12 protein-coding genes are annotated in these 13,341 nt (G+C 70.0%); 11 read left to right on the top strand and 1 reads right to left on the bottom strand.

Going from position 1 to position 13,341, the window contains the following annotated elements:
- The first annotated feature begins 78 nt into the window (after positions 1 to 78).
- From VGO10_RS03545 to VGO10_RS03495, 11 genes are all read left to right on the top strand, one after another.
- Positions 79 to 303 carry a CDGSH iron-sulfur domain-containing protein gene (locus tag VGO10_RS03545; protein ID WP_327465212.1) on the top strand — a complete coding sequence of 75 codons (225 nt, stop codon included), beginning with the start codon at positions 79 to 81 and terminating at the stop codon, positions 301 to 303.
- Positions 300 to 1,370: a PLP-dependent transferase gene (locus VGO10_RS03540; protein ID WP_327465211.1), complete on the top strand. Its 1,071-nt coding sequence runs from the start codon at positions 300 to 302 to the stop codon at positions 1,368 to 1,370. The genes VGO10_RS03545 and VGO10_RS03540 overlap by 4 nt, the downstream gene beginning before the upstream one ends.
- Positions 1,371 to 1,381: 11 nt before the next feature.
- Entirely contained in the window at positions 1,382 to 2,152 is a 771-nt protein-coding gene (locus tag VGO10_RS03535) for a VOC family protein (protein WP_327465209.1), read from the top strand.
- A 45-nt stretch (positions 2,153 to 2,197) separates the two neighbouring features.
- Positions 2,198 to 3,049, top strand: coding sequence for a hypothetical protein (locus tag VGO10_RS03530; RefSeq protein ID WP_327465207.1), 852 nt, complete (start codon positions 2,198 to 2,200; stop codon positions 3,047 to 3,049).
- 14 nt (positions 3,050 to 3,063) lie between these two features.
- Positions 3,064 to 4,434, top strand: coding sequence for a DNA repair protein RadA (radA, locus tag VGO10_RS03525; protein WP_327465205.1), 1,371 nt, complete (start codon positions 3,064 to 3,066; stop codon positions 4,432 to 4,434).
- 74 nt (positions 4,435 to 4,508) lie between these two features.
- Positions 4,509 to 5,621, top strand: a complete 1,113-nt coding sequence (disA, locus tag VGO10_RS03520; RefSeq protein WP_327465203.1) for a DNA integrity scanning diadenylate cyclase DisA — start codon at positions 4,509 to 4,511, stop codon at positions 5,619 to 5,621.
- Positions 5,622 to 5,698: 77 nt separating this feature from the next.
- A complete protein-coding gene (locus tag VGO10_RS03515) occupies positions 5,699 to 6,274 on the top strand; it encodes a CarD family transcriptional regulator (RefSeq protein WP_327465248.1) in 576 nt (191 codons plus the stop codon).
- An 11-nt stretch (positions 6,275 to 6,285) separates the two neighbouring features.
- On the top strand, positions 6,286 to 6,960 hold the full coding sequence (gene ispD, locus VGO10_RS03510) for a 2-C-methyl-D-erythritol 4-phosphate cytidylyltransferase (protein ID WP_327465201.1): 675 nt from the start codon (positions 6,286 to 6,288) through the stop codon (positions 6,958 to 6,960).
- Positions 6,961 to 6,981: 21 nt separating this feature from the next.
- Entirely contained in the window at positions 6,982 to 7,824 is an 843-nt protein-coding gene (locus VGO10_RS03505; RefSeq protein ID WP_327465199.1) for a histidinol-phosphatase, read from the top strand.
- 5 nt (positions 7,825 to 7,829) lie between these two features.
- Positions 7,830 to 8,303, top strand: a complete 474-nt coding sequence (ispF, locus tag VGO10_RS03500; protein ID WP_349258914.1) for a 2-C-methyl-D-erythritol 2,4-cyclodiphosphate synthase — start codon at positions 7,830 to 7,832, stop codon at positions 8,301 to 8,303.
- Positions 8,304 to 8,337: 34 nt separating this feature from the next.
- Positions 8,338 to 9,924, top strand: coding sequence for a Na+/H+ antiporter (locus VGO10_RS03495; RefSeq protein ID WP_327465195.1), 1,587 nt, complete (start codon positions 8,338 to 8,340; stop codon positions 9,922 to 9,924).
- 35 nt (positions 9,925 to 9,959) lie between these two features.
- On the opposite strand, the gene VGO10_RS03490 is transcribed toward VGO10_RS03495, so the two are convergent.
- Positions 9,960 to 12,803 (bottom strand): Ig-like domain-containing protein, encoded by a 2,844-nt coding sequence (locus VGO10_RS03490; RefSeq protein ID WP_327465193.1) that lies wholly within the window; start codon positions 12,801 to 12,803, stop codon positions 9,960 to 9,962.
- Positions 12,804 to 13,341 lie beyond the last annotated feature (538 nt).

Below are 13,341 nucleotides of genomic sequence, written 5' to 3'. Positions count from 1 at the left end.
GCCCGGAGGGCCGCGATCAGGTCGCGAGTGTTCGCCCAGAGGGCGAACTCGCACCGCCCGGGGCATAGGCTGAGGTCTATGGAGCCACTGCGCGCCGTCGTCGAGATCAAAGTCCGCGATGACGGGCCCTACAAGGTCACCGGGCCGGTGCGACTGATCGATGCTGACGGTGGGGTCTTCGACATCCCCGCCGATCGCGCGATCGCACTCTGTCGCTGCGGGCAGTCGCGCGAGAAGCCGTTCTGCGATGCCACGCACAAGAGCACGGACTTTGCGAGCTGTCCGCGGGCGGCGCGCGCGTGAGCGACCTCGGCGACTCCACGCGCAGCACGCACGCCGGCCTTCCCGACGCCGCCCAGGGCGAGCCGTTTCTGCCCGGCCCGACGTTCCAGGCGGCCAACCACTGGTCCGGCGATGGCGCGCCCGACGGCTACGGCCGCACCGGCAACCCGACCTGGGCGCGCTACGAGGCGGCGCTGGGCGAGCTCGAGGGCGGGGAGGCCGTCGTGCTGTCCTCCGGAATGGCCGCGGTCGCCGCCGTCCTGCTGCCGTTGCTCGGGCCCGGAGATGTGCTGGTCGCACCGTCAGATGCCTACCCCGGCGTGCGGGTGATCGCCACCGACCACCTCGCCAAGCGCGGGGTCGAGGTCCGGCTCGTGCCGTCTGATGACGCGGCGATCCGCGCGGCGCTGCCCGGCGCGACCCTTGCGTGGATCGAGACGCCGAGCAACCCCGGCATGGCGTGCCTGGACATCGCGGCGCTGGCGACCGCCGCCCACGACGCGGGTGCGCTGCTGGCCGTTGACGGCACGGTCGCCACGCCGCTGCGCCAGCGCGCGCTGGAGCTCGGCGCCGACTTCGCGATGGCCAGCGCCTCGAAGTACCTGACCGGTCACGCCGACCTCGTCCTCGGCTACGTCGCCGCCCGCGACCCCGCTCGCGCACAGGCGATGCGCGCCTGGCGCGGGCTGACGGGCGCGATCCCCGGGCCGTTTGAGGTCTGGCTCGCGCACCGCTCGCTGCCGACGCTGGCCGTGCGGCTGGAGCGCCAGGAGGCGAGCGCCCGTGCGCTGGTCGAGCTCCTGGAGGCACACCCCGCCGCCGGCGACGTCCGCTGGCCCGGCTTCGGCGCCGTGCTCGTCTTCACGTTGGCCGATGCCGAGGACGCCGACCGCTTGTTGGGGTCCTTGAAGCTCGTGGCCGAGGCGACGAGCTTCGGCGGCGTGCACTCCACCGCCGAGCGTCGCGCGCGCTGGGGCACCGACGACATCCACGAGGGCTTCATTCGCCTCAGCGTTGGGATCGAGGACACCGCCGACCTGCTCGCCGATATGGGCGATGGGCTCGACGCGGTCAACATTGCGAGATAGCGTCGCGCTTCATGGGACGACGCACGACCTACACGCCCGGGATGCCCTGCTGGGTGGACCTGACCACGACCGACGTCGAGGACGCGACGCGCTTCTACGGCGCGGTGCTCGACTGGACGGTCCGTGAGGCGCCGGCGATCAACTACACGTTCTTCGAGCGCGAGAGCGCGACGGTCGCGGGACTGCACGCGCTGACCGATGAGCAGCGCGAGCAGGGGATGCCGCCGTCCTGGTCGATGTACGTGCACACCGACGATGCCGAAGCGACCGTCGCGCGTGCGGCGCAGCTTGGCGCGACGGTGATGAGCGAGCCGTTCGCGATTCCCGGGGCGGGGCGGATGGGCGTGATCGCCGATCCGCAGGGTGGCGTCATCCTGCTCTGGGAGCCGGCGGAGTTCGCCGGCGCCGCGCTCGTCAACGCGATCGGCGCGTGGGCCTGGGACGACCTGCAGACGACCGACCCCGAAGGCGCCGCGCCCTTCTACGAAGCGCTCTTTGGCTGGGCGACCGCCGAGGTGCCGGGCAGCGGTGGCGTCTATCGTTCGATCGCCCATCAGGGCCGCACGATCGGCGGGATCATGCGGGCGCAGCGGGAGATCGCTCAGCCCTACTGGACCGTCTACTTCGGCGTTGCTGATGTGGACGCCGCACTGGAGCGCGTAACGGCTGAGGGCGGCCGGATGCTGGTCGCGCCGATGGCCGTGCCCTCGGGGCGCTTTGCCGTCGCGCTCGATCCCCAGGGCGCGGTCTTCTGCCTCGTCGACGGCGAGTTCGACGACTGAGCGCGCACCCGCTGACGCCGCCGCGTCGGGCATGCTGCCCGCCCCGTGGCCGTCCTCGCCCTCAAGCTGATCCTCGCGCCGGCGTTCGTCGTCGGCGCGTCGCTGACCGCGCGGCGCTTCGGCCCGCGGATCGGCGGTCTGGTCGGCGGCCTGCCGGTCGTCGCCGGGCCGATCCTGCTGGTGCTCGCGATCATCCACGACCGCGCGTTCGCGACGCGCTCGGCGACGACCTCGCTGCTGGGGCTCGTGTCGCTGTCGGCCTTCGTGCTGGTCTACGGGTTCGCCGCGCAGCGGCTGCGCTGGCCAGCCACGCTGGCCCTTGCGTGGCTGGCGTTCCTGGCCATGACCGCGTTCGCGTCGGCCTTTCACATCGCGGCCACGCCCGCGCTTGTCGTGGCCTTCGCGAGCTTCGCGCTCGCTCGCGCCGTGCTGCCGATACCCGCGGCCGGTTCAGCACCGACCGCCGTCGCGCCCGGTCCGTGTCGAGCTATGGGTCATATGGACCCTTTGTTCGACACGGTGCCCGGACCTCGGCGGGTGGTCGCGCCGCCGTCCTGGGATCTTCCCGTCCGCGCCGCCTGCGCCGCCGCGATGGTCCTCGCGATCACCGCTGCCTCCGCCGGCCTCGGTCCGCGCCTCAGCGGCCTGCTCGCACCGTCGCCGATCATCACCACCGTGTTGGCGGCGTTCACCCACGCGCAGCTGGGCTCGGACGCCACCCTGCGGCTCCTGCGCGGGATGCTCACCGGCTTCTTCGCCTTCGCGCTCTTCTGCTGGACGGTCGCGCTCACGCTGCCCCACACCTCGATCGCGCTCGCCTTCGCGCTGGCGACCGCGGTCGCCCTGCTGACCCAGGCGGCGATCCTGGGGGGCGAAGTCGTCGGGTCCCGACCCTAGTCTCCGTGACCGTCATGGCCCGCCCGTCCACCGTCCACGTCTGCTCTGTCTGCGGCCATGCCGAGGCGCGCTGGCACGGCCAGTGCCCCGGCTGCGGGGAGTGGAACACGCTGGTGGAGGAACGGGCGCCGGCGCGTGCCGCCAGCGGCGCCAACCCCAACGGTGCGGCCCGGCGCGCTGCCGGCGCACCGACGCCCGTCGCGCTGCGCGACGTCCAGGCCGTGACGCACTCGCGCCTGTCCACCGGCATCGGGGAGCTCGATCGCGTGCTCGGCGGCGGCCTCGTTCCGGGCTCGCTCGTGCTGCTCGGTGGCTCGCCGGGCATCGGCAAGTCGACGCTGACCGGCATGGCGATGGGCAACCTCGCGGGCGCCGATCGCAAGACCCTTTACGTCTCCGGCGAGGAGTCCGCGGCGCAGATCCGGTTGCGCGCCGAGCGGCTGGAGCACGGCGCCTGCCACGCGCTCGACGTCCCCGTCCTGGCCGAGACCGATCTGGACGCCGTGCTGGCGGCCATCGACGCCCACCGGCCCGAGGTCTGCGTCATCGACTCGGTGCAGACGCTCCACGCGCCCGACCTCACCGGCGCGCCCGGCTCGGTCGGCCAGGTCCGCGAGGTCGCCGCGCGGCTGATGCGCACCGCCAAGTCCGTCGGCACGACCGTCGTCCTCGTCGGCCACGTCACCAAGGACGGCGCGATCGCCGGCCCGCGCGTGCTGGAGCACCTCGTCGATTGCGTGCTGCAGTTCGAAGGCGAGCGCGAGCGCACCTACCGCACCCTGCGCGCGCTGAAGAACCGCTTCGGGTCGACGTCGGAGACCGGCGTCTTCGAGATGAAGCAAGGTGGCCTCGTGGAGGTCCTGGACCCGAGCGCGCGGTTCGTGGGGGAGGCCACCGGCAAGCCCGGCTCGGTCGTCCTCGCCGCGATGGAGGGCAGCCGGCCGCTGCTCGTCGAGGTCCAGGCGCTCGTCTCTCCGAGCGAGATCGTGCCGCCGCGGCGCGTGGTGACCGGCATCGACCGCAACCGCCTCGCGCTCGTGCTTGCGGTCCTTGGCCGCCACGCCAACGTCGGCACCGGCACCGCCGACGTCTTCGTCAACGTCGTCGGCGGCGTCCGCGTCGATGAGCCCGGCGCCGACCTTGCGGTGGCGCTGGCGGTCGCTTCAGCACAGCGCGGGGTGGCCCTGGGCACCGAAGACCGTCCGCTGGCCTGCTTCGGCGAGCTCGGCCTGACCGGCGAGCTGCGCACGGTCGGCCATCCCGAGCGGCGCGTCGAGGAGGCCGAGAAGTTCGGCCTCCGCGACCCTGTCCATCCGGGCACCTCGCGGACCCTGCGCCACGCCCTTCGGGCGGCCTTTGCCGCTGCTGAGCCCGTCGCGGCCTGAACGGTTGTCCAGGCTCCGGGAACACGGACGACACGGTAAGGCCGATCTAAAGAAGCCCTGGTAGAATTGCCTTGATGGCGCAGCGATCCGGCGACGATCTGAACGAGCTGGAGAGCCGTCAGGAGCCGCGCCTGGTCAAGGCGTTGGAGATGGTGGCGCCCGGCACGGCGCTGCGCGAAGGCCTCGACAACATCCTCCACGCGCACACGGGCGGCCTGCTCGTGATCGGCGACCACGACGAGCTCAGCTTCCTGTTCTCCGGCGGCTTCCAACTCGACGTCGACTACACGCCGGCGCTGCTCTACCAAGTCGCGAAGATGGACGGCGGCATCGTCCTCAACGCCAACGCGACCAAGATCGCGATGGCCAACGTCCAGCTCACGCCGGATCCGACCGTCCTGACGCTGGAGACCGGCACGCGCCATCGCACCGCCGAGCGCGTCTCCAAGCAGACCGACGCGGTCGTCATCGCCATCTCCCAGCGGCGCGAGGTCGTGTCGCTCTACGTCGACGGCGCGAAGTACATCCTCGAGGACATCCCCGTCGTGTTGGCCAAGGCCAACCAGGCGCTGGCGACGCTCGACAAGTACCGCACCCGCCTCGACCAGGTCTCCACCCGCCTGACCGCCCTGGAGTTCGAGGGCGGCGCGACGCTGCACGACGTCCTGACGGTCCTCCAGCGCTCCGAGCTCGTGACGCGCATGGCCGTCGAGATCGAGCGCTACATCGTCGAGCTCGGCACCGAGGGCCGGCTCATCGAGATGCAGCTCGAGGAGGTCATGGTCGGCGTCGCCGCCGACAAGGCCGCCCTGATCCACGACTACTTGGCGGCGGACTCCGACGAGACGTTCGCCGCAGCGCTCGACCAGCTCGGTCGCATGCCCCATCAGGATCTGCTCGACTTCGGCCGCCTCGCCGAGCTGATGGGCTATGACCGCAAGCTGAACACCCTCGACTACCCGGTCTCGCCGCGCGGCTTCCGGATCCTGGGGCGCGTGCCTCGGCTCCCGAAGCTCGTCGTCGCCCAGATCGTGAAGGAGTTCGGGGGTCTCGACGAGCTGCTCGCCGCCACAGACGCGGAGCTCGAGACCGTCGAGGGCGTCGGAGAAATTCGTGCGAAGGACATCCGCGAGGGCCTTCGCCGGTTGCAGGAGATCAATCTCGTCGATCGGTACCTGCAGACCTGATCGTGGTCTCGGACGAGACCCGGCTGGAAACGTGGCCGCCCATCCCCCGGTAGGCGACCCAACCAAGGAGGACCATCATTCCCGCTAGCACCGAAGAGCAGATCCTGGAAGACCTCGACATCCCCGAGATCGTCAACATCGATTTCGAGATCGGCGACGATGTCGTATATCCGCATCACGGGGCCGGGCAGGTCCTCAAGAAGGAAGTCAAGAAGATGTTCGGTGAGGAGCGCGAGTACCTCACCATCAAGATCCTGCACAACGACATGACGGTCATGGTCCCCTGCGAGAACGCGGGCATCGCGGGCCTCCGTCGCGTCATCGACGAGGAGAGCGTGCAGAAGGTCCTCGGCGTGCTGCAGGACGAGCTGTCGGAGATGCCCAAGAACTGGAACCGCCGGTTCAAGCACAACCGCGACAAGATCAAGACCGGCGACATCTACGAGCTGGCCGAGGTCGTGCGCAACCTGGCGATCCGCGAGCACGACAAGGGCCTCTCGACCGGCGAGAAGCAGATGTTCACCCGTGCCAAGAAGATCCTCGCCTCCGAGCTGATGTACGCGCTGGAGAAGAGCGAGGACGACGCGGAGGCGTACCTCGACGACTTGCTGAAGTCGTCGGCCGAGCGCCTGGCCGCCGCCGCGAAGGTGTAGGACATCATCTGATGTCAGCGGTCGCGCTCGTCGTGGCCGCCGGACGTGGCGAACGCCTTGGGTCCTCTGGTCCCAAGGCGTTCGTCATGTGTGGGGGCCGTTCCATGCTGGAGTGGTCCATCGACGCCCTGAAGGCGGTGCCCGAGATCGCGCACATCGTCGTCGCGACGCCTCCGGGCATCGAGGCGCCCGCCGGCACCACAGGCGTCTTCGGCGGCGATGAGCGCTCGCATTCGGTGCGCGCGGCGCTGCACCACACGCTCGCCGGCGACCCTGTCCTCGTCCACGACGCGGCACGGCCACTGGTGACGCCGGAGATCATCCGGGCGGTCCTCGCCGGTCTCGACGCCGACGCCGACGCGGCGATCGCGGCGGCCCGGGTGACCGACACGATCAAGGAGCAGGCCCACGGTGATGTCGGCCCACCCACCCCGCCCACCGTCGCTCGGACGCTGGACCGCAGCGGGCTGTGGGCGATCCAGACGCCGCAGGTCTTCCGTCGCGACGTCCTGGAGCGCGCGCTGGCCCAGCCCCACGAGATCCTCGCCGCCGCGACCGACGACGCCTCGCTGGTCGAGACGATGGGCGGGACCGTCCGCCTCGTAGAGTCCCCGCGCGAGAACCTCAAAGTCACGACCCCCGACGACCTGCGCCTGGCCGACCTGCTGCTGCGCAGCCGTCGCTGAACAGACTCCTTCCCCATCACCTTGCTGACCGATTACCACGTCCACCTCCGCCCCGACGCCGAGAACACCACCGCCGCCGAGTACTTCACGCAAGACAACGCGCAGCGCTACCGCGAAGTCGCGACCGAGCTCGGCATCGCCGAGCTCGGCGTCGCCGAGCACGTCTACCGCTTCACCGCCGCGCTCGATGTCTGGCAGCACCCGTTGTGGGTGGAGAACGCCCGCGACGACATCGACCGCTACTGCGAGTTCGTCCGTGGCTCCACCGACCTCAAGCTCGGCATCGAGGCCGACTTCATCCCGGGCCGCGAAGAGCAGATGCGCGCGCTATTGGAGCGCCAGGACTGGGACTACGTCGTCGGCTCGATCCACTTCCTGGCCGATGGCGCGCTGGACTACGATCGCTTCGACGTGTGGAGATCAGGGCGCAGCGCCGACCACGTGTGGAAGACCTACTTCACGTGGCTGGGCGAGGCGGCGGCCAGCGGGATGTTCGACATCCTGGCCCACCCCGATCTCGTCAAATATTGGGGTCCCGCCCACCCGGAGCGGCCCTGGCCCGAGAAGGACCTGCGCTTCTACTACGACCTCGCGATGGAGCAGATTGCCGAGTCGGGCATCGCGATCGAGCTGTCTACGGCGGGGCTGCGCAAGCCGGTCGGCGAGATCTACCCCGATCGCGCCTTCCTGGAGATGGTCGTCGACGCGGGCAACCCCATCGCCTTGTCCAGCGACGCGCACACGCCCGAGCAGCTCGGCTTCGAGTACGACCAGGCGCTGGAGCTGCTCAGCGACGTCGGCGTCACCGAGATCGCGGTCTTCGAGCACCGCAACGTGACGCTGCAGCCGATCGGCGCGACATGAGCGGCGTGCGCACCGGCATCGGCTGGGACTCCCACAAGTTGGTGGAGGACCGCAAGCTGATCCTGGGTGGGGTGGAGCTCGAGCACAGCCACGGCCTGCTCGGGCACTCCGACGCCGACGTGCTCACCCACGCGATCATCGACGCGCTGCTCGGCGCTGCCGGTCTGGACGACATCGGCGCGCACTTCCCTGACACCGACGCGGCCTACAAGGACGCCGAGTCGCTCGTGCTGCTGCGCGACGTCGTCGACCGGATCGCCGGCGCCGGGTTCACCATCGAGCACGTCGACACGACGGTGATCATGGAGCGCCCGAAGCTCTCGCCACATCGCGGGGCGATCCGCGCCACGCTTGCCGCGGCGCTCGGCCTCGAGGGCGGGCAGGTCAACGTGAAGGCGTCGACCGGCGAGGGGCTCGGCTTCGTCGGCCGCGGTGAGGGCGTCGCTGCGTTGGCCGTGGCCACGCTCAGCGTGAAGTAGATCCCGCCCGTCCGCCTTCTACTCTTCGGCACTCATGCACGGCGACTTGGTGGTCCTCGCGGTCCTCGTCGGGGCCGGCGCCTTCCTGCTGCTCGCCGACCGGACGCAGATCCCGTACCCGATCCTGCTGACGGTCGGCGGGACCGCGCTCGCCTTTCTGCCGGGCGTCGACGAGTTCGTCCTGGACCCCGACATCATCCTCGTCGCGTTCCTGCCGCCGCTGCTCTACGGCGCCGCGTTCTTCACCTCGATCCAGGACCTGCGGGCCAACTACAAGCCGATCGGGCTGCTCGCGGTCGGCCTCGTCACCGCGACGACGATCACCGTGGCTGTGGTGGCCCACGCGGTCGTCGGCCTGCCGTGGGGCGCGGCGTTCGTGCTCGGCGCCGTCGTCTCGCCGACCGATCCGGTGGCGGCCGCCGAGATCGCCGTCCGCTCGCACGCTCCGCGCCGGCTGGTGACGATCGTCGAGGGCGAGTCGCTGATCAACGACTCGACGGGGTTGATCGCCTACAAGTTCGCGATCGCCGCCGTGCTGTCGGGCACGTTCTCGCTCTCCTCGGCGCTGGGGGACTTCGTGCTCAGCGCCGGGGCCGGCGTCGCCCTGGGTCTGGCGATCGGCTGGGTCATCGCCGAGCTGCGCAAGCGTCTCGATGACGCTCCGACCGAGACGGCCATCTCGCTGCTGACGCCGTACATGGCCTACCTGCCCGCCGAGGCGCTGGGCATCTCTGCGGTGCTGGCGGCCGTCAGCGCCGGCCTCTACCTCGGCTGGCGCTCGCCCGAGCTCGTAACGCCGTCGACACGGATCCAGATCGTGGGCTTCTGGGAGATCCTGACCTTCGGTCTCAACGCCGTGCTGTTCGTGCTCATCGGCCTGCAGCTGCGCACGGTGATCGACGGCCTCGACCAGTACTCGGCGGGCGAGCTGGCCGGCTATGCGGCGGTGGTGGCCGCGACGGTGATCGCCACGCGCATGGCGTTCCTGTTCCCCTTCAACTTCCTCTCGCGGTTGCTCGTAAAGAAGCTGCCACGCCGGACCGGTGAGCCGCCGCCGGACTTTCGGCTGACCGCGCTGCTGGGCTGGTCGGGCATGCGCGGGGCGGTCTCGCTGGCCGTCGCGCTGGCGATCCCGCTGCACACCGACGCCGGCGACCCGTTCCCCGGGCGCGACCTGATCATCTTCCTGGCCTACGCGGTGATCCTGGTCACCGTGGTCGGGCAGGGGTTGACGCTGGGCAAGCTGATCGACCTCGCCGGCGTCTACGACGACGAGGAGACGGTCGCCGAGCAGGAGGCGCGTGCGCGCATCGCCGCCTCGCAGGCGGCGATCGACCGGCTCGGTGAGCTCGAGAACGAGGAGTGGGTGCGCGACGCCTCGGCGCAGCGCATGCGCCAGTCCTACGAGTTCCGGATCCGCCGCTTCGAGAGCCGCCTGGACGAGGACGACGACGGCGAGATCGAAGAGGGCTCGCAGGCCTATCAGCGACTGCGGCGCAAGGTGCTGGAGGCCGAGCGGGCGGAGATCATCCGCCAGCGCAACCGCGGTGACATCACCGACGAGATCATGCGGCGCATCGAGCGCGACATCGACCTCGAGGACGCGCGGCTTGAAATCTGAGGGCGCCGGCCTTGCGGGCCGGCGCCCCTGTTCGCTTACTTGGTCAGCGTCACCGATGCGACGCAGTAACTGCCGTCCGGGACCGAGAGGCCGGCGCGGCCCGTCTTGCTCAGCCGCACCGCGAGGGTCTTGACGACCTTCGCCTGGCCGTCACCACAGGTGGTGAGGCCGATCGCGACCGTGCCGCTCTTGGGCCCGGTGGCCAGCAAGGCGGTGCTCGTATCGTCGCTGGTCGCGGCGACCTGCACCGGCTTGCTGCTTGCCGTGCTGGCGCCGGTGACCCGCTGGACCACGGTGCCCAGCGAGGATGACAGGCCCTGGTTGTCGATCGCGCGGGCGACCAGCGTGTGGTTGCCCACCTTGACCTTGTCAGTGTCCAGCGTCCCTGCGTACGGGGCGCGGGTGTCATAGGCGAACCGCTTGCTGTCGAGCCAGAACTCGACGTGATCCACGGCCTGGTCGTCGGTCGCCGCGGCTGACGCCTTCAGCGACGAGCGGAAACGCGTGCCGCTCGTCGGCTTCAGTAGTGACAGCGTCGGTGGGATCAGCGGCGCGGCCACTGGCGGCGGCGTGGTGTCGGTGGGGGTGGACGTCGGGTCCGGAATCGGGGTCGACGGAACCGGAGCGGGTGCCGGGTCCGGGGTCGGAGCTGGCGGCGGCGGCACCGCGATCACGGTCCACGATGCCGATGCCGGCGCGGAGACGTTGCCCGCCGCGTCGGTGGCCGTGACCGCGAACGTGTGGAGCCCGAGGCCGAGGTTGTCGACCGCGGCCGGCGACGTGCAGTCCGCGGCGGCGGCACCGTCCAACGTGCAGTGGAAGGTCAGCGCGTTGGCGGGCGTCGTGTCGTCGTCGCCGGTGAACGCGAACGATGCGCTCGTCGACAGCGACGGGATGAGCGCCGACGGCTGCGAGGTGATCGTCACCGTCGGGTCGGTCGTGTCCGGCGCCACGATCGTCCAGGTCGCCGTGGCGGCCACCGACTGGTTGTGCGCGCCGTCGGTCGCTCGGACCGAGAACGTGTGGCTACCGACCCCGAGACCGCTGTAGCCCTTCGGTGACGTGCAGCTCCCATAGGAGCCGCTGTCGAGCTTGCACCGGAAGGTGAGCGCGTCGGCCGGGGTCGTGTCGTCGCTGCCGCTGAAGCCGAAGCTCGCGGTCGTGTCAACCGTGCCCGACGTGGGCTTGGACGAAATCGTCACCGCCGGCGCCGTGGTGTCGGCGGGCGGGACGGTCGAGATCGTCCACGTGGCCGTGTCAGGCGAGGCATCCGTGTTGCCCGCCGCGTCGGTCGCCCGCACCGAGAAGGTGTGGCTGCCGGTGGCCAGGCTGTTGTAGGCCTTCGGTGAGGTGCAGCTGGCGTAGGAGCCGCTGTCGAGCTTGCACGCGAAGGTGCTGCCCGCCTCGCTGGAGCTGAAGGCGATCGAGGCACTGGTCGACGTCCCGTCTGCAGGGGCCGAGGTGATCGTCGTCTCCGGTGCCGTGGTGTCGGCGGGCGGGACGGTCGAGATCGTCCACGTGGCCGTGTCAGGCGAGGTATCCGTGTTGCCTGCCGCGTCGGTCGCCCGCACCGAGAACGTGTGGCTACCGACGGCGACGTCGGTGTAGCTCTGCGGTGAGGTGCAGGCCGCGTAGGCGTCGCCGTCGAGCTTGCACTCGAACGTGCTGCCTGCCTCACTGGAGTTGAACGCGAACGCGCCGCTGGTGGAGGTGCCGTTGGCCGGGGCCGAGGTGATCGTGGTCTCCGGCGGGGTGGTGTCGGCCGGGGGCGGCGGGGTGCTGATGGTCCAGGTAGCGGACGCCGGTGTGGTGTCGGTATTGCCGGCGGCGTCGGTGGCACGGACGCTCACCGTGTGGCTGCCGACGGCAAGGCTGTTGTAGGCCTTGGGCGACGTGCAGTTGGCGTAGGAGCCGCCGTCGAGCTTGCACTCAAAGGTGCTGCCGGTCTCGCTGGAGGTGAAGGCGACCGACGCGCTGGTTGACTCACCGTCGGCCGGGGCCGAGGTGATCGTCGTCTCTGGTGGGGTGGTGTCGGCCGGTGGCGGTGGCGGCGGGGTGCCGATGGAGCCGGTCTCGTACGCGCCGACGTCGGGGGCCAGGCCCGCATAGCGGGCGTTGCCGAGAACGTCAGCAGCCGGGTAGGACGCGCTGTCGCCGGCGTCGATGAGCGGGCTGCCGCTCTGTGGGCTGCCGTCGCTGTTGACCTTGATCGAGCTGACCTGCTTGTCGCTGGTGCCGCACTTCTGCTCGGTCCAGATGTTGTGGCTCATCGTGGCGCCGGAGGCGCCGCCGCTGCCACAGCCGGCCGAGAAGCCGGCGCCGGCGTTGTTGGTCCAGGCCTGGTGGATCCCGCTGGTGGTCGGGGTCTCCTGGATCTCCTGCGTGCCGGGGAAGGTGTTGTTGCGGGCGACGATGTTGGCGTAGCCGACGTCGATCGCGTACCAGCCGCAGCCCGAGATGCCCTTGTAGGAGTCGCCGAAGCTGTTGTTCTCGATCGTGACGTCGTCGCCGGGGTTGGTGCGCAGGTTGATGCACTCGTTGTCGTAGAACTTGTTGCGCAGGAGCTTGATCCCGGTATGAGGCTGCCCGTTGTTGTACAACTGGATCGCATCCGAGTGCGCGGTGCTCGTCGGCGAGCGCAACCCGTGCAGCGTGCTGTCCTGGATCGTGATGTTGTGATCCGGCGCGTTGTTGCGGTCGGGGAAGATGTCGACGATGTCGCCGTTCTCCCACACCTGCCCGGCGGTGGCCGGCTCCCACATGATGTGATCGAACACCATGCCGTTGGTGTTCTCGATGTAGGTCTGATTGTTGATCGTCGAGTTCGTGACCGCGACGTTCTTCGACCCGCTGGACATCAGCCCCGTGACAAACCGCATGCCCGTCACGGTCGGCCCGTTGGCCGCAGAGAAGTTGAGGTAGTTGACGACCGTCGAGGCGCCTTCGCCCTGCAGCGTGACGGCCTTTGTGCACTTGAGTGTTTGCGAGCCGTAGGACCCGGCGGGGACGGTGATCGTGTCGCCGGCCGACGCCGCGCTACACGCAGCATCAAAGGTTCGGCCATTGAGAGGGACAGTCGCGGCTGAGGCCGCGGAGGCGAAGACGGTGAGGACGGTTACCGTCAGGCCAAGGATGGGCGCAGGCAGCGGCCTACGCCTGCAGCGGGAAAGCTGAAGCATGGGATGGAGTGGCGGCGTAGAGGGTCGGTCGGAACCCCTGCCAAGGACCTCGACCGGAACACTGAGAAGGTCGGTTCTCGTATCTCTCGGCGCGAGCGAACGCTCTAATGCTTGGACGTTTGTCCGGACGGGGACGGTGGGACTCGCGTCTCCGACCACCTCGCGGCTACCGCGGGTGACGGAGAGCCGCCACCCTCACACGGATCGGGTGGTCGTGTGTGATCGACCTGTGCCAATG

Origin of the sequence: Baekduia sp. (assembly GCF_035996765.1) — a bacterium.
In the GTDB taxonomy this organism is placed as follows: domain Bacteria; phylum Actinomycetota; class Thermoleophilia; order Solirubrobacterales; family Solirubrobacteraceae; genus Baekduia.
Note: the sequence above shows the minus strand (reverse complement) of the source record. Positions and strands in the feature narration are given on the sequence as shown.

Excerpts from the sequence above, each read along its gene's own strand:
- VGO10_RS03495 (WP_327465195.1), top strand. The coding sequence starts at position 8,338 with ATGCACGGCGACTTGGTGGTCCTCGCGGTCCTCGTCGGGGCCGGCGCC.
- VGO10_RS03535 (WP_327465209.1), top strand. The coding sequence starts at position 1,382 with ATGGGACGACGCACGACCTACACGCCCGGGATGCCCTGCTGGGTGGAC.
- ispD (WP_327465201.1), top strand. The coding sequence starts at position 6,286 with ATGTCAGCGGTCGCGCTCGTCGTGGCCGCCGGACGTGGCGAACGCCTT.
- radA (WP_327465205.1), top strand. The coding sequence starts at position 3,064 with ATGGCCCGCCCGTCCACCGTCCACGTCTGCTCTGTCTGCGGCCATGCC.
- VGO10_RS03545 (WP_327465212.1), top strand. The coding sequence starts at position 79 with ATGGAGCCACTGCGCGCCGTCGTCGAGATCAAAGTCCGCGATGACGGG.
- disA (WP_327465203.1), top strand. The coding sequence starts at position 4,509 with ATGGCGCAGCGATCCGGCGACGATCTGAACGAGCTGGAGAGCCGTCAG.
- VGO10_RS03490 (WP_327465193.1), bottom strand. The coding sequence starts at position 12,803 with ATGCGGTTTGTCACGGGGCTGATGTCCAGCGGGTCGAAGAACGTCGCG.